At 72.2% G+C, this 14,783-nt stretch carries 12 protein-coding genes, 1 pseudogene and 1 riboswitch; of the genes and pseudogenes, 5 read left to right on the forward strand and 8 right to left on the reverse strand.

Annotated features, from left to right (window positions below; genetic code table 11):
* Positions 1-97: 97 nt before the first annotated feature.
* Positions 98-228: riboswitch (FMN riboswitch) on the reverse strand.
* A gap of 63 nt (positions 229-291) precedes the next feature.
* Positions 292-1,101, reverse strand: a complete 810-nt coding sequence (locus ADY59_RS34230) for an oxygenase MpaB family protein (protein ID WP_049571235.1) — start codon at positions 1,099-1,101, stop codon at positions 292-294.
* A gap of 222 nt (positions 1,102-1,323) precedes the next feature.
* Here ADY59_RS34230 and ADY59_RS34235 point away from each other — a divergent pair, with 222 nt between their 5' ends.
* From ADY59_RS34235 to ADY59_RS34255, 5 genes are read left to right on the forward strand one after another with little or no spacing between them, the layout of a single operon-like run.
* A complete protein-coding gene (locus tag ADY59_RS34235; protein ID WP_197093988.1) occupies positions 1,324-2,280 on the forward strand; it encodes an ABC transporter permease in 957 nt (318 codons plus the stop codon).
* Positions 2,281-2,289: 9 nt separating this feature from the next.
* Positions 2,290-4,071 (forward strand): ABC transporter substrate-binding protein, encoded by a 1,782-nt coding sequence (locus ADY59_RS34240; RefSeq protein WP_049571241.1) that lies wholly within the window; start codon positions 2,290-2,292, stop codon positions 4,069-4,071.
* Between the two features lie 58 nt (positions 4,072-4,129).
* A complete protein-coding gene (locus ADY59_RS34245) occupies positions 4,130-5,110 on the forward strand; it encodes an ABC transporter permease (RefSeq protein WP_049571245.1) in 981 nt (326 codons plus the stop codon).
* Complete coding sequence (locus tag ADY59_RS34250) at positions 5,110-6,135, forward strand: ABC transporter ATP-binding protein (RefSeq protein WP_049571249.1); 1,026 nt, start codon at positions 5,110-5,112, stop codon at positions 6,133-6,135. The genes ADY59_RS34245 and ADY59_RS34250 overlap by 1 nt, the downstream gene beginning before the upstream one ends.
* Positions 6,132-7,166: an ABC transporter ATP-binding protein gene (locus ADY59_RS34255; RefSeq protein ID WP_049571253.1), complete on the forward strand. Its 1,035-nt coding sequence runs from the start codon at positions 6,132-6,134 to the stop codon at positions 7,164-7,166. The genes ADY59_RS34250 and ADY59_RS34255 overlap by 4 nt, the downstream gene beginning before the upstream one ends.
* Positions 7,167-7,239: 73 nt before the next feature.
* Here the strand turns inward: ADY59_RS34255 and rpe are convergent, their stop codons facing one another.
* The 7 genes and pseudogenes from rpe to ADY59_RS51800 form a co-directional block, all read right to left on the reverse strand.
* On the reverse strand, positions 7,240-7,902 hold the full coding sequence (gene rpe / locus ADY59_RS34260) for a ribulose-phosphate 3-epimerase (protein ID WP_049571256.1): 663 nt from the start codon (positions 7,900-7,902) through the stop codon (positions 7,240-7,242).
* Between the two features lie 81 nt (positions 7,903-7,983).
* On the reverse strand, positions 7,984-9,558 hold the full coding sequence (locus ADY59_RS34265) for an RsmB/NOP family class I SAM-dependent RNA methyltransferase (protein WP_049571259.1): 1,575 nt from the start codon (positions 9,556-9,558) through the stop codon (positions 7,984-7,986).
* A gap of 49 nt (positions 9,559-9,607) precedes the next feature.
* Positions 9,608-10,540, reverse strand: a complete 933-nt coding sequence (gene fmt, locus ADY59_RS34270) for a methionyl-tRNA formyltransferase (protein ID WP_049571262.1) — start codon at positions 10,538-10,540, stop codon at positions 9,608-9,610.
* A 2-nt stretch (positions 10,541-10,542) separates the two neighbouring features.
* A complete protein-coding gene (gene def / locus ADY59_RS34275) occupies positions 10,543-11,091 on the reverse strand; it encodes a peptide deformylase (RefSeq protein ID WP_049571263.1) in 549 nt (182 codons plus the stop codon).
* A 26-nt stretch (positions 11,092-11,117) separates the two neighbouring features.
* Positions 11,118-12,455: a hypothetical protein gene (locus tag ADY59_RS34280; RefSeq protein ID WP_049571266.1), complete on the reverse strand. Its 1,338-nt coding sequence runs from the start codon at positions 12,453-12,455 to the stop codon at positions 11,118-11,120.
* A gap of 37 nt (positions 12,456-12,492) precedes the next feature.
* Positions 12,493-13,986 (reverse strand): hypothetical protein, encoded by a 1,494-nt coding sequence (locus ADY59_RS34285; protein ID WP_049571269.1) that lies wholly within the window; start codon positions 13,984-13,986, stop codon positions 12,493-12,495.
* Positions 13,987-14,035: 49 nt separating this feature from the next.
* Positions 14,036-14,783 (reverse strand): annotated as a pseudogene (locus ADY59_RS51800) (primosomal protein N'); the annotation flags it as partial.

Below are 14,783 nucleotides of genomic sequence, written 5' to 3' on the forward strand. Positions count from 1 at the left end.
CCTCCTACTCGCCAGTAGCTCCAAGCCACGGCGGGCCCCGGGGGGACAGCGGTGCGCGCACGCACCACTGGTGGCACCCGGCCGCAAAGCCGGGCACCCGCGCGCTTCCTCCCATCCGGACTTTAACCGTCGGTCCCGGAATTCCACCGGGTCAACCGGCCGATGGCATCGGCCGGGTCGCGGACTGTCACCGCCGGTTCGGACTTTCACCGACCCCGGAGCACGCTAGCTCTGTTCTCCTGACAGTCTGCCATGCCCGAAAAGCGACATGCGACCCCTACTCGCCGAACGTCACGCGGCGGTGAGGCGGCGGGCGCGCCGGGCGTCCGGCGCGTAGCGGACGTGCGCGGGGACGAGCCCGATGCCGGTGTGCAGGGCGCGCAGCGTGGCGGTCGCCCACAGGTCGCCGACCGGCGTGGCGGGCAGCCCGTACAGCCTCCTGGCCCAGCGCGGCAGCGTGGCGAAGGCCAGGACCGTCACGGCGGGCAGCGCCGGCCGCAGCGCGGCGAGCGGCCGGGGCAGCGGCGTGCGGAACGACAGGCCGAGCGGGTGCGCGGCCTCGGACACGAACCGCAGGCCAGGACGCTGCGCCTCGATGTAGCCGCGCAGCTCGGCCACCGTGCCGGGGACGGTGGCGGGGTCGAGGCCGACCACCTCGGCGGCGCACCGCCACTCGGCGACGAACGCGTCGGCCTCGGCGTCGGTGAGCCGCACGCCGGCCCGGCGCGCGACCGACAGGTAGGAGTCGACCTCGCCGACGTGCACCCAGCGCAGCCCCTCGGGCTCGTCGAGCCGGTAGCGCTCGCCGGTGTCGGGGTCGTAGGCGTCCAGCAGGGCGTGGATACGGCGCACGCGGCGCCCGGCCCGCTCCACCTCCGCCCGGGTGCCGTACGTGCGCACGCGGACGAACTCGGTCGTGCGGGCGAAGCGCGACCAGGCCTCGGCGGGGTCCATGAGCGCGGAGTTCTGCAGCACGCCGCGCATCGTGCGCGGGTGCAGGCCCTGCATGAGCAGTGCCCGGAAGCCGCCGACGAGCAGGATCGGCTCGCCCATCACCCGCCACGTCACGGATCCAGGGCCGAACAGTCCGTGATCCTCCATAAGTATCTGCTTACCCACCAGACCCCTGCATGTCACAAAATTTTCAAGATTGTGTCGCAAATCCGTGATTACGCTGCGAAATCCTCGCAGGTCATTGCGTTACGCGACGAACCCTGAGAACGTGCTCGATGGCCCGGAATTTCCGGATATTTGTACGTGCTTGGGAGCCCCGACCAGATGACGACACCGACGTCCACAGAAGACGCGATAGACGCGACGTCCGTGACCGAGACTTCCGGTGCCGTGGGCCGCTCGCCCGGCCAGCTGATGTGGCTGCGCTTCAAGCGCGACCGCACGGGCGTCATCTCGGCGATCATCGTGATCTTCTTCTTCCTGGTCGCCCTGCTGGCCCCCGTGATCTCCATGGTGTACGGCAAGGACCCGTACACGCTGTACGGCCAGGACATCCCGGGACTGCTGAACGACTACGGCTACCCGATCCAGCCGAACGGCGGCATCAGCTCCGAGTACTGGTTCGGCCTCGAACCGAGCCTCGGGCGTGACGTGTTCACCCAGCTCGTGTACGGCATCCGCACCTCGCTCGGGATCGCCGTGGCGGCCACGCTCATCACCACCACGCTCGGCATCGTCGTCGGCATCGTGGCCGGGTACGCGGGCGGCAGGACCGACTACTTCGTCGGCCGCCTCATCGACCTCACGCTGTCGTTCCCGCAGACCATCTTCATCATCGCCTTCACGCCGGTGGTGGAGAGCCTGCTGGTGCCCTCGGACGAGGAGACGCCGGTGTGGCTGCGGGCGGTGACGCTCACCATCATGCTCTCGGCGTTCGGCTGGGCGGGCCTGGCCCGCCTGCTGCGCGGCTACGTGCTGTCGATGCGCGAGCGCGAGTACGTGGAGGCGGCCAGGGTCACCGGCGCCTCCCCGGCCCGGATCGTGTTCAAGGAACTGCTTCCCAACCTGTGGACGCCCATCCTCATCCAGTCGACGCTGCTGCTGCCCGCCATGGTGACGGCGGAGGCGGGCCTGTCGTTCCTGGGCGTCGGCATGGGCGAGCTGGTGCCCGACTGGGGCCGCATGTTCCTGCGGGCCACGCAGGTGTACCAGAACGACATCACGTACCTCATCTTCCCCGGCGTCGCCTTGTTGATCTTCGTGGTCGCCTTCAACCTGCTCGGCGACTCCGTCCGCGACGCCTTCGATCCCAAGATCAAGCGCTAGAGGAGAGAAATGAACTACCGCAAACGGTCGGCTCTCGCGGTGCTCGCCGCCGCGTCGCTGGCCCTGGTCGGCGCCTGCGCGCCGGGGAACCAGGGCGCCCCGGCGGGCGCGCCCACCGCTGGTTCCTCGGCTCCGGCGCAGGAGCCGTACAAGCCCGCGGTGATCACCATGGGCACCGCCGAGGACTCCAAGGGCCCGGCCGTGGAGCCCGAGGGCGTGGTCAAGGGCGGCACCGTCACGATGATCGACCGTGACGACTTCGCCCACCTCGACCCCGCGCAGAGCTACGTCAACACGGCCACCAACTTCGGCCTGCTCATCCACCGCGGCCTGACCGGCTACAAGCGCGTGGCCAAGGGCGAGTTCAAGCTCGTCGGCGACCTCGCCACCGACGCCGGCACGGTCTCCGACGGCGGCAAGACGTGGACCTTCACCCTCAAGGACGGGGTGAAGTGGCAGGACGGCAGCGCGATCACCTCGGCCGACGTGCGGTGGACGATCGAGCGGACGTTCGCCGACTACATCACCTTCGGGCCCAGCTACATCCAGCAGTGGCTGACCCAGGACGACTACAAGAAGGCCTACTCCGGCCCGTACGACGGCAAGCAGCTCGACGGCATCGAGACGCCGGACGACAAGACGATCGTCTTCAAGTTCAAGGCCCCGCACGCCGACGCCAACTACGCCTTCGCCATGGGCGGCTACGCCATCGTGCCCAAGGCCAAGGACACCAAGGAGAAGTACGACAAGGAGCCCTTCTCCTCCGGGCCGTACATCATCAAGTCGCACGTCGTCGACAAGTCGATGGAGCTGGCCCGCAACCCGCACTGGGACGCCGCCACCGACCCGATCCGCGGCGCGTACCCGGACGTGTGGAAGCTCGAGTTCGGCCAGGAGCCCCTGCAGATCACCGACCGGTTCGTCGCCGACGTCGGCCCCGACCAGCAGGCGTTCACGTTCTACGCGGCCGTCCCGCCGGAGCGGCTCCAGCAGGTGCTGAACGACGCGAGCCTGGCCGACCGCCGCATGGTCAGCCCCTCGCCGTACGGCAACTACTACTACTTCAACCTTGACCGGGTGAAGGACCAGAAGCTGCGTCAGGCCGTCAACTACGCCTGGCCGTCCAAGCAGATCCAGCAGACGCTCGGCGGCCCGCAGGCCGCGGCGCTGCCGACGACGATCCTCAACGAGAACACCACGGTCGGGTACAAGCCGTACGACCTGTTCGGCAAGACCACCAAGCCCGAGGGTGACATCGAGAAGGCCAAGCAGCTGGTGGCCGAGTCGGACAACCCCAGCCCGACGATCGTCTACGCCTACAACCAGACCCCGGTCCAGGAGCAGGTCACCGTCGTGATCAAGAACGCCCTGGAGAAGGCCGGCATCAAGGTCGTGGCCAAGCCGCTGGACCGCAAGACGTACTACGACTCGATCAGCCAGACGAAGAACGAGTTCGACCTGTACTGGGGCGGCTGGGGTGCCGACTGGCCCTCCGGCTCCACCGTCATGCCGATCATCTTCGGCCCGGTCTCCGACGGCGGCCAGAACATGTCGCACCTGAACACGCCGGAGCTCACGGCGAAGATGAAGGAGATCTCCGAGAACCCGGACATCGACGCGGCCAACACCGCCTGGATGGAGCTCGACAAGGAGATCCAGGAGAAGTACACGCCGCTGGTCGTGGCCGAGAACCGGATCGCCACCACGCTCCACGGCTCCAAGGTGGGCGGCGCCGAGATCGACCCGCAGATGTGGATCGTCTCCCCGAACACCATCTTCGTGAAGCCGTAGCGACACCGCTCCGGGCGCCCCGACGGGGTGCCCGGAGCACCCTCTTGGAGATCATCCCGTGCTTCGATTCCTCACCCGCCGCGTACTGGGCGCGCTGGTCATCCTGCTGATCATCTCAGCGGTGACCTTCTTCCTGTTCTACGCGATCCCCGCCGACCCGGCCCGGCTGGCCTGTGGCAAGGTCTGCCCACCGGAGACGCTGGAGCAGGCCCGGCACAACCTCGGCATCGACCAGCCGCTCATGGTCCAGTTCGTCAGCTGGCTCGCGGGCATCTTCGTCGGCCGCGACTACGGGGGCCTGGGCCACTGCCCGGCGCCCTGCCTGGGCTTCTCGTTCGTCAACCGCGCCCCGGTGTTCGAGACGATCATCGACCGGATGCCGGTCACGATCGCGCTGACGATCGGCGCCGCGGTGATCTTCCTGATCTTCGGCGTGGCCACCGGCATCGTCGCCGCGCTGCGCCAGGGCAAGCCCCTCGACAAGATCGCCAGCGTCTCGTCGCTGATCGGCGCCTCGGTGCAGATCTACTTCGTCGGCACCCTGGCCATGTACTTCTTCGTCTACCAGATACAGGTCTTCCGGCAGCCGAAGTACATACCGATCACCGAGGACCCGCTCGGCTGGTTCAACGGCCTGCTGCTGCCCTGGCTGGTGCTCGCGCTGATCTTCACCGCGAACTACACCAGGATCACCCGCTCCACCATGGTGGAGAACCTGAACGAGGACTACGTGCGCACCGCCCGCGCCAAGGGCATGTCGGGCCGCAGTGTGGTGCTGCGCTTCGCGCTGCGCGGCGCGCTGACCCCCGTCATCACCATCTTCGGCGTCGACCTGGGCACGCTCATCGGCGGCGCGATCATCACCGAGACCACGTTCGGCCTGCAGGGCATCGGCCGCCTGGCGGTCCGCGCCGTGGACTACTCCGACCTGCCGACGCTGATGGCCACGGTCCTGCTCGCGGCGGGCGCGATCGTGGTGATGAACGTGATCGTGGACTCCCTGTACGCCGTCATCGACCCCCGCGTGAGGCTGAGCTGATGTTTCTCGAAGTCAACGACCTCACCGTCGACTTCCACACCGAGGACGGCGTCGTCCACGCGGTGGACGGGCTGTCCTTCGAGGTGGACCGCGGCAGCACGCTCGGCATCGTGGGCGAGTCCGGCTCCGGCAAGTCGGTGACGAACCTGGCCATCCTCGGCCTGCACAACCCGGACACCGCCAAGCTCTCCGGCAGCATCAAGCTCGACGGCCACGAGCTGCTCGGCGCGCCGCAGCGCGAGCTGGAGAAGCTCCGGGGCAACAAGATGGCGATGATCTTCCAGGACCCGCTGACCTCGCTCTCGCCGTTCCACACGGTCGGCCAGCAGATCGCCGAGGTCTACCGCAAGCACAAGGGCGTGTCCAAGTCGGTGGCGCGCGAGCGGGCCATCGAGATGCTCGACCGGGTCGGGATCCCGCAGCCGAAGATCCGCGTCGACGAGTATCCGCACCAGTTCTCCGGCGGCATGCGCCAGCGCGCCATGATCGCCATGGCGCTGGTGTGCGACCCGGGCCTGCTCATCGCCGACGAGCCCACCACCGCCCTGGACGTGACCGTCCAGGCGCAGATCCTCGACCTGCTGCGCGACCTGCAGGAGCAGACGGGCACCGCGATCATCATGATCACGCACGACCTCGGCGTGGTGGCCAACACCGCGCACGACGTGCTCGTCATGTACGCGGGCCGCGCGGTGGAGCGGGGCACGATGCGCGAGGTGCTGCGCGAGCCGCGCCACCCCTACACCTGGGGGCTGCTCGGCTCGATGCCCAGCCTGAACCACCCGGTGGACGTGCCGCTCGAACCGGTGCGCGGCACCCCGCCCAGCCTGATCAACGTTCCGCCCGGCTGCCCGTTCCACCCGCGCTGCGACTACGCGAAGCTGCTGGGGCCGGGCGTGTGCACGGGAGAGCGGCCCGAGCTGTCGCCGCACCGCGGCCACGGCGACGCCTGCTACCTGCCGCTCAAGCAGAAGGCCGAACTCCGGAGTCAACACGGCAAGCAACCCGGTAAGGAGGCGTCGTGACGGAGAAGCTGCTGGAGCTGTCCGGCGTGGTGAAGCACTTCCCCGTCAGAGGCGGCTCGCTGATCAAGCGGCAGATCGGCTCGGTCCACGCGGTGGACGGCATCGACCTGGTCGTGCACGAGGGCGAGACGCTCGGCCTGGTGGGCGAGTCGGGCTGCGGAAAGTCCACCACCGGCCGGCTCGCCGCCCGGCTGCTGGAGCCGACCGGCGGCAGCATCAGCTACCGCGGCCAGGACATCAGCCACGCCAACCGGCGCACCCTGAAGCCGATCAGGTCCGAGATCCAGATGATCTTCCAGGACCCCTACTCGTCGCTGAACCCGCGGCACACGGTCGGCTCGATCATCCGCGGCCCGATGGACATCAACGACATCAACCCGCCGGCCGGGCGCGAGGCCAGGGCCCGCGAGCTGCTGGAGATCGTCGGGCTCAACCCGGAGCACTACAACCGCTTCCCGCACGAGTTCTCCGGCGGCCAGCGCCAGCGCATCGGCGTGGCCCGCGCGCTCGCGCTCGACCCCAAGCTGATCATCGCCGACGAGCCGGTCTCCGCGCTGGACGTGTCGATCCAGGCGCAGGTCATCAACCTGCTGCAGCAGCTCCAGCGCGACCTGGGCATCGCGTTCCTGTTCATCGCGCACGACCTGGCCGTGGTCCGGCACTTCTCGCAGCGGGTCGCGGTGATGTACCTGGGCAAGGTGGTGGAGATCGCCGACCGCGACTCCCTCTACCAGCGTCCCCGGCACCCGTACACGCACGCCCTGCTGTCGGCCGTCCCGGACGCCGACCTGGAGGCGCCGCCGCGCGAGCGCATCCGCCTGGCGGGCGACGTCCCCTCCCCCATCGATCCGCCGTCGGGCTGCCGGTTCCGTACCCGCTGCTGGAAGGCGCAGGACAAGTGCGCCACGGAGGAGCCGCCGCTGCTGCGCCTGCCGGGCAACCGCGACGGTCACCTGACCGCCTGCCACTTCCCCGAGGAGCCCGGCGTCCACGGCGAGGACGTCGTCCTCGACCCGGCCCTCCAGGCCTGACACCCGCTTCTCCCGGCCGGGCGGCACCTGCCGCCCGGCCGGCGGCGTTCCGGGCGGAGCCGCCCGGCCCGTTCTAGGAGGAGGCGGCCGTCGCCAGGGAGCGCAGCGAGTCGACGGCCGCGGACCGGTCGCCGGTCCCGTAGACGGCGTTGCCCGCGACGAACACGTCGGCGCCCGCCTCGGCGCACCGCTCGATCGTGCCGGCCGACACCCCGCCGTCGACCTGCAGCCACACCTGCCCGCCGTGCCGCTCGATGAGCGCCCGCGCCCGCCGCACCTTGGGCAGCACCATGTCGAGGAACTTCTGCCCGCCGAAGCCCGGCTCCACCGTCATCAGCAGCAGCATGTCGACCTCGCCGATCAGATCCTCGTACGGCTCCACCGCCGTGGCGGGGTTGAGCGCGAGCCCCGCCCGCGCGCCGAGCGAGCGGATCTCCCGCAGGGTCCGCACCGGCGCCGAGGACGCCTCCGCGTGGATCGTCACGCTCCCGGCCCCGGCCTCGGCGTAGCCGGGGGCCCACCGGTCGGGATCGGCGATCATGAGGTGGCAGTCGAGCGGCAGCGAGGTCGCCTTGAGCAGCGCCTCCACCACGGGCAGCCCGAGGGTCAGGTTGGGCACGAAGTGGTTGTCCATGACATCCACGTGCAGCCAGTCGGCGTTCGGCACGGCGGCGGCCTCGTCGGCGAGCCGGGCGAAGTCGGCGGACAGGATGCTGGGCGAGATCTGTACGGCCATGATGGTCAGAGTCTAGTCAGGCCGCCGGCCCCGCCCCGGACGGGGCCGGTGCGGGGCCTCTCACACAAGTCTCAGGCGGCCTCAGGCGGCCTTGCGCAGCAGCGCCAGGAACATGGCGTCGGTGCCGTGCCGGTGCGGCCAGAACTGCGCGTACGGCCCGTCGCCGAGCCCGTCCACGCCGGGCAGGTAGTCGCGCGCGTCGAGCGGCTCCACGTCCGCTCTGCCGCCGATCACGTCACCCACGACGACCCGCGTCTCGGCCAGGTGCGGCGAGCACGTCACGTACGCGACGACCCCGCCGGGCCGTACGGAGTCCAGGGCGGTGCCGAGCAGCCGCCGCTGCAGCCTGCCCAGCTCCGAGATGCTCGCCGGGTCGCGCCGCCAGCGCGCCTCCGGCCGCCGCCGCAGCGCGCCGAGCCCGGTGCAGGGCGCGTCGAGCATCACCCGGTCGAACACGCCGGGCCGCCACGCGGGCTCGGTGCCGTCGGCGGTGATCACGGCCGCGTCCCTGGTCGTCTCCCAGACCAGCCGCGCCCGGTGGTACTGCACGTCCCCGGCCAGCACCCGCGCCCCACCGGCGTACGGCACCGCCACGCCGCCGCCAGGCATCACCACGCCGCCGCCGGGCACCGCGCCGTCGCCTTCCGGGCCGGTCCTGAGGTCGCCGGCGGCCTCCAGCCCCGCCACGTCGCCGTGGCGGGCGATCGCGTCCAGCAGCCCCGTCTTGCCGCCCGGCCCGGCGCACAGGTCGAGCCACAGCTCGTCACGGCCGTCGAGCGGCACCCTGGTGAGGGCGAGCGCGACGAGCTGGCTGGCCTCGTCCTGGACGGCGGCACGGGTGTCGTGGACGGCCTCGATCCGGCCCGGGTCGCCCTCGGACAGGTAGGCGGCGTACGGCGAGTAGCGGCCGGGCTCGGCCCCCGACTCCCGCAGTTCCCCGACCGAGCTGCGGCCCGGCCTGGCCACCAGCGTCACCAGCGGCCGCGCGTTGTCGGCGTCGAGCAGCTCGGCGGTCTCGTGGGCGGCCCCGCCGAGCGCGTCGCGGAACGCGCTGACGATCCAGCGCGGATGGCTGTGCGCGACGGCCAGATGCCCTGCCGGGTCGTCGGCGGCGTCGGGCGCCACGATCGGCACCCACTCCTCCAGCGACCTGGACGCGATCTTTCGCGCGACGGCGTTGACGAACTTGGCCGCCCCGGGCCCGACGCGCAGCCGTACCAGATCGACGGTCGTGCCGACGGCCGCGTGCGGCGGGACGCGCATCTTCAGCAGCTGGTGCGCGCCCAGCCGCAGCGCGTCACGCACCTCCGGATCGGGCGCGCGGTCGCTGCACATCTCGATGATCGCGTCGTACGTGCCGAGGCCGCGCAACGTGCCGTAGGCCAGCTCCGTGGCCAGCGCCGCGTCGCGCCCCCCGATCCCGCGCTCCCGCAGCAGGCGGGGCAGCAGCAGGTTGGCGTAGGAGTCGCGCTCGTCGACGGCCCGCAGCACGTCGTACGCGGCGTTGCGCGCATGGTCCCGCGCCGGCTTCCGCCCCCCGCCGGACCCGCCCCGCGCCGCGCCGCCGCCGCGGCTGCCGCCCGACGTGCCGCCGCGGCCACCGCCCGACGTGCCGCCGCGGCTGCCGGCCGACGGCCGGTCCCCCCGTGCTTTCATGCTCTCCGGCTTTCCCTCACGGCGCGGCCGCCCGGGCCGGCCGGCGTGCTCATTCAAACCGCTCGCCGCTCTCCGGGCGCACCCCGCGGGCCCACTCGCCCGCGCTCATCAGCCGCTTGCCCTGCGGCTGGACCTCGCCCAGTTCGACCGGGCCGGTGGCGGTGCCGACCAGCACGGTGTTCTTCCCGGCGACGGCGATCCGGCCGGGCGCGAGCCGCTCCTGGCCGGCCGCGACCCGGACCGGCGCGAGCTTCACCCGCTGCCCCCGGAACTCGCTCCACGCCCCCGGGTTGGGGGTGCAGCCGCGGATGAGCCGGTCGGCGTGCATGGCGGGCTTGGCCCAGTCGACGCGGGCGTCGGCCACGTTGATCTTGGGGGCGAGGGTCACCCCGTCGTGGGGCTGGGGCCGGGCCTCCAGTGTGCCGTCCTCGACGCCGTCGAGCGTGGCGGCCAGCAGCCCGGCGCCCGACACCGACAGCCGCTCCAGGAGGGAGCCGCTGGTGTCGGCGGTGTGGATCTCCTCGGTGACGACGCCGTAGACGGGCCCGGCGTCGAGCTCCTTGACGATCCGGAAGGTGGTGGCGCCGGTGATCTCGTCGCCGTGCAGGACGGAGTGCTGCACGGGGGCGGCGCCGCGCCACGCGGGCAGGATCGAGAAGTGCAGGTTGATCCAGCCGTGGCGGGGCACGTCGAGCGCCGCCTGGGGCAGCAGCGCGCCGTAGGCGACCACCGGGCAGCAGTCGGGCTCCAGCTCGCGCAGCCGCTCCAGGAACGCCGGGTCGCCGGCCTTGGCGGGGCGCAGCACCTCGATGCCCGCCTCCTCGGCCAGCTCGGCGACCGGCGACGGGTGGACCTTGCGGCCGCGCCCGGACTGCGCGTCGGGCCGCGTGACGACCGCGACCACCTCGTGCCGGGGCGAGTCGATGAGGGTGCGCAGCGACGGCAGCGCCGTCTCGGGCGTGCCCGCGAAGACCAGGCGCATCGTCACAGGGCCTTTCCGCCGGTGGCGTGCGGGGAGAACTTGACCGCGGGCGCCGCCATGCCGCTCCACTCCGCCTCGCGGATGGCCTTCATCGCCAGCTTGCGCTGCTTGGCGTCCATCCGGTCGATGAACAGGATGCCGTCGAGGTGGTCGGTCTCGTGCTGGAAGCAGCGCGCCATCAGGTCGGTGCCCTCCAGCGTGACCGGCTCGCCGTGCATGTCGAAGCCCCGGGCCACGGCGCGGATGGCGCGCGGCGTCGGGAACGACAGGCCGGGGAAGGACAGGCAGCCCTCCTCGCCCTCCTCGTCGAGGTCGGCGGACAGGTCGAGGTCGGGGTTGATCAGGTGGCCGAGCTGGTCGTCGACGTAGTAGGTGAACACGCGCAGGCCCACGCCGATCTGCGGGGCCGCCAGGCCGGCGCCCGGCGCGTCCATCATCGTGTCGGTGAGGTCTTTCACCAGCTTGCGGAGCTCCTTGTCGAAGTCGGTGACCGGCGCAGCCGGGGTGCGCAGCACCGGGTCTCCGAACAGCCGGATCGCCTGGATCGCCAAGGGGGTCACTCCGTTTCGTAGGTGGATCAATCCATTTTAGTGTGCGCGAGGGAGCGCGCCTTCATCGCCGCCTTGCGGGCGGCCTTGACGACCTTCTGGTCGTCGTGGGCGGCGGCGAGCATGTCGAGGACGGCCACGGTGTCGGGGTGGCCGACGGCCGGCATCGCGGCGACGAGCTTGATGAGCTCCTCGCCGGGCTCGGGCGTGTCGAGCCGGCCCGCCACGGGCCCGGACATGTGCATGAGCGCGGCCAGCGAGTCGACGGCGATCCAGGTGTGGTCATCGGTGCTGAGCGGGGGCGCCTCCAGGTCGCGGATGTGCAGCCAGGAGGCGGCGTAGCGGCGCATGAGCGGCTGTCCGAGCGCCTCGCGGACGGGGGCCTCCGCCTCGGGGCCGAGCTCCTCCAGGATCGCGCCGACGGCGCCGCGCTGCCCGGCGGTGCCCTCGGCGGCGATGGCGACGAGGTCGCGGGCGGCCTGTTCGGGCGGGCGGCGCTCCAGCCAGCCGGCGACGGCGCTCTGCGTGGCCGAGCCCTTGACCAGGGCCTCGACCAGCTCAGCCGCCGACAGGTCGGCGAACACCTCGACCTCGGCCGTGGTGGGCGCGTCGTGGCCCTCGCGCAGCAGGTCGCGGCGGATCGCCCAGACGCCCAGCGGGGTGAGCGCGGTGCGCCCGGCCGAGGTCTGCTCCACCAGCCCGCAGTAGGCCAGCAGCGACAGCGCCTCCATCAGGTCGGCCGGGAGCGCCGCTGCGAGCCTGCGCATCTCGGCGTCGCCGGGCGCGCAGGCGACCTCGTGGGACTGCAGGATGCCGCGGGCCAGGTTGGCGATCGCGACGCCCGACCGTACGGAGTAGATCGTGGCGAGCATCTCGGCGAGGTGGCCGTCGACCACGGTGGAGCCGGTCAGGCCCTCGTCGGCGCGGTCGAGCACGTCCATGACCACGCCGTCCCAGAACTCCAGCGTCGCCTCCACGGTGAGGCGCGCGGGCAGCGGCCCCCGCGACACCCGGCCGCGCGCGATGCGGAGCAGGCCGGTGTTGACGGCGACGATCCAGACCAGCCGCAGCCGGGACGGATCCAGGCCGAGCGCGGCGACGGCCGCCGCCCGGTCGGCCTCCGGCAGCAGCCCGTCGGGCGACACCCGGCGCTCGCCCGTCCAGTTGGCGAGCCGGATGGCGTCGGCGACGAGCGGGACGGCCGGGACCACCCGCGCGAGCTCGGCGTCCCCGGCCAGCGCGACAGGCGGGAAGGTGAGCGCCTCGTGCTCCGCGGGGGTCTTCTCCTGCGGCGGCCGTGGCGGCACGGCGGCCTGCTCATCGATCAGCTTGCGCAGCTCGGCGAGGTCGAAGACGTTGTTTGCCACCCACGAAACTTACTGCACAGGAGTCACAGAGGCGTACTCATCGGATGCCCCGGGAGCGCGCTTTGAACGCAGCCTTGCGCGCCGCCTTGGCCGCCGTGCCGTCGGTCAGGGAGCGTCCGAGCAGCTCCAGGACCTCGACGACGTCGGGGTGGTCGACCCGCCACATCTCCTCGATGAGGTGGGCCGGCGGGCCGGAGGCGGCGATGTTCTCGGCGAACACCTCCGGGTCGTCGGCGGCCGCCGGCGTCGCCAGCGCGAGCATGTCGACGCTGACCCACAACAGCTCCTCCTGGCTGAGCGGCGGGGCGGGCAGGCCGCGCGCCGCGAGCCAGTGGATGACGTGCGGGCGCAGCTCCTGGTCGTCGAGCCAGCCCCGGACGTCGTCCGCGGCCTCGGCGCCGAGGCGGTCCACGATCGTGACGGCGATCCCGCGCGCCACGGCGGGCGCGCCGGAGGCGGCGGCGAGCAGCTCGGCCGCCGCCTCGCCTGCGGACCGGGCGGCCAGCCAGCGGGTGATGTCGTCCTCGGCCAGCTCGGTCGGCACGCCGTCGAGCAGCCCTTCGATGAGCCCGCGCGCGTCGCCGCCGGCCAGGTCGGCGCCCTGCGGCGCGTCCAGGCCGAGCGCGAGGTAGTGCTCGCGCAGCGCCCACACGGCCGCCGGGGTCAGCCCCGCCGTGCCGCCCTCGACGCGGACGAGCCCGCACCAGGCCAGGCGTTCCAGCACGGCGGGCACGTCGACGCCGGTGTCCTCGGCCAGTTCGGTGACGTAGTCGCCGACCACGGCGGCCGGCGCCGGCACCTGGAGCCGGTAGAGCATGTCGAGCAGGTCGTACAGCTCCTCGTCCACCTGCGGGTGGCCGGTCACCTGGCCGCCGGTGTCGTGCTCGACGACGTGCGCGACGATCGCCGCCCAGCGGGGCAGCGGCTCGCCGCCGGCGAACTCCCGCAGGTAGGGCACGCCGCCCCGGTCGAGCTCGGCCAGCAGCGGGACGTCGCGCAGCTGCGCCTGCAGCGCCTCGGGCGAGGGCAGCCGGACGGCGGGCCTGGGCGTGCAGCCGGGACAGTCGCAGGGCGCCTCCCCCAGGTCGGGCACCTCGCCCGACGGGATGGCGACCGACTGCTCCAGCGACTCCGGCCCGATCGAGCTGAACAGGCTCTTGGCCATGCCGAAGTTGGCGGTGTCGGCGAGCGCGTCGGGCATCCGGGTGGCGATGTCGCTCAGCCGCTCGCGCATCAGCGCCGCCGTCTTCGTGCCGACCGCGCCCGACTGCTGCAGGTAGTCGACCAGCGTGCGGGCGGCGGCCACGGTCTCCGGCGCGCTCTCCGGAGGCGCGATCACCTTGCGCGGGTAGATGGACAGCAGCAGCTCGTCGAACGTGGCGGGGACGAAGTCGCCCAGCTCGTTGACGCCGAGGTAGTCGCTGGCGTAATCGCAGAGCAGGCGGATCTCGTCCGCGTCCACCTCGACGCCCCGCCCGCGCCCCCAAGCACGCAGATCGTCGATGGCCAGGTTCACCCATTCGATCGACACAGGGGCACGCTAACGGCTGGCTTACAGATGAGCGAATCGGGGAAACAGCCTAAATCAGGTCGAGCGGGTCGACACTTACCCTCACGACATCTGGCGTCTTTCTGGCAGCACGCACCCCACTAGCCCCTTTGAGCGCCGCGGCCAGCGCCGCCCCGCCCGTGCGCGGCACGCGGATCATGGCACGTTCCTGGCCGGAGTCGTCGATCGGCACCGGGCCGAGCACCTGCGCGTCGGCCGGCAGGCGCGCCTCGGCGACCATCTGCCGCACGGCGGCCGCCGCACCGGTGAGCGTCGCCATCCGCACCGCCGGCGGGAACCCGAGCTCCACCCGTTCGGCCAGCTCGCGCTCGGCGTGCGTGACGGCGTCCCAGCGCAGCAGCGCCTGCACGGCGGGCAGCGCCGCGTCGGCGAGCACCACCAGCTCGCCGCGCGGGCGGAGCAGCGCGGCGGCGTTCATCCACCGGCGCACCGCCTCCTCGCCCGCGCGCAGGTCGGCCCGGCCCAGCAGCGCCCACCCGTCGAGCAGCACCACCGCCGCGTAGCCGCCCTCGGCCACCGGCTCGGCCCCCGGCGTCGCCACGACCAGCGCCCGGCTCCCGGGCACGGTCGCCAGCACCCCGTCACGTCCCGACGTCCGCACCGGCACCGACGGGAAGGCCCGGCCCAGCTCCTCCGCCGTGCGCCTGGCCCCCACGACCACCGCCCGCAGCCTGGGGCTCCCGCAGTGCTCGCACTTCCACGCCGCGTCCACCCGGCCGCACCAGCGGCAGTACGGCGCCGCGTGGCCGCCCCTGAGC

Origin of the sequence: Nonomuraea sp. SBT364 (assembly GCF_001083785.1) — a bacterium.
In the GTDB taxonomy this organism is placed as follows: Bacteria; Actinomycetota; Actinomycetes; order Streptosporangiales; family Streptosporangiaceae; genus Nonomuraea.

Bases quoted from the DNA above. Each gene is read 5' to 3' on its own strand.
- ADY59_RS34230 (WP_049571235.1), bottom strand. From the start codon at position 1,101: ATGGAGGATCACGGACTGTTCGGCCCTGGATCCGTGACGTGGCGGGTG.
- ADY59_RS34240 (WP_049571241.1), top strand. From the start codon at position 2,290: ATGAACTACCGCAAACGGTCGGCTCTCGCGGTGCTCGCCGCCGCGTCG.
- ADY59_RS34250 (WP_049571249.1), top strand. From the start codon at position 5,110: ATGTTTCTCGAAGTCAACGACCTCACCGTCGACTTCCACACCGAGGAC.
- rpe (WP_049571256.1), bottom strand. From the start codon at position 7,902: ATGGCCGTACAGATCTCGCCCAGCATCCTGTCCGCCGACTTCGCCCGG.
- ADY59_RS34265 (WP_049571259.1), bottom strand. From the start codon at position 9,558: ATGAAAGCACGGGGGGACCGGCCGTCGGCCGGCAGCCGCGGCGGCACG.
- fmt (WP_049571262.1), bottom strand. From the start codon at position 10,540: ATGCGCCTGGTCTTCGCGGGCACGCCCGAGACGGCGCTGCCGTCGCTG.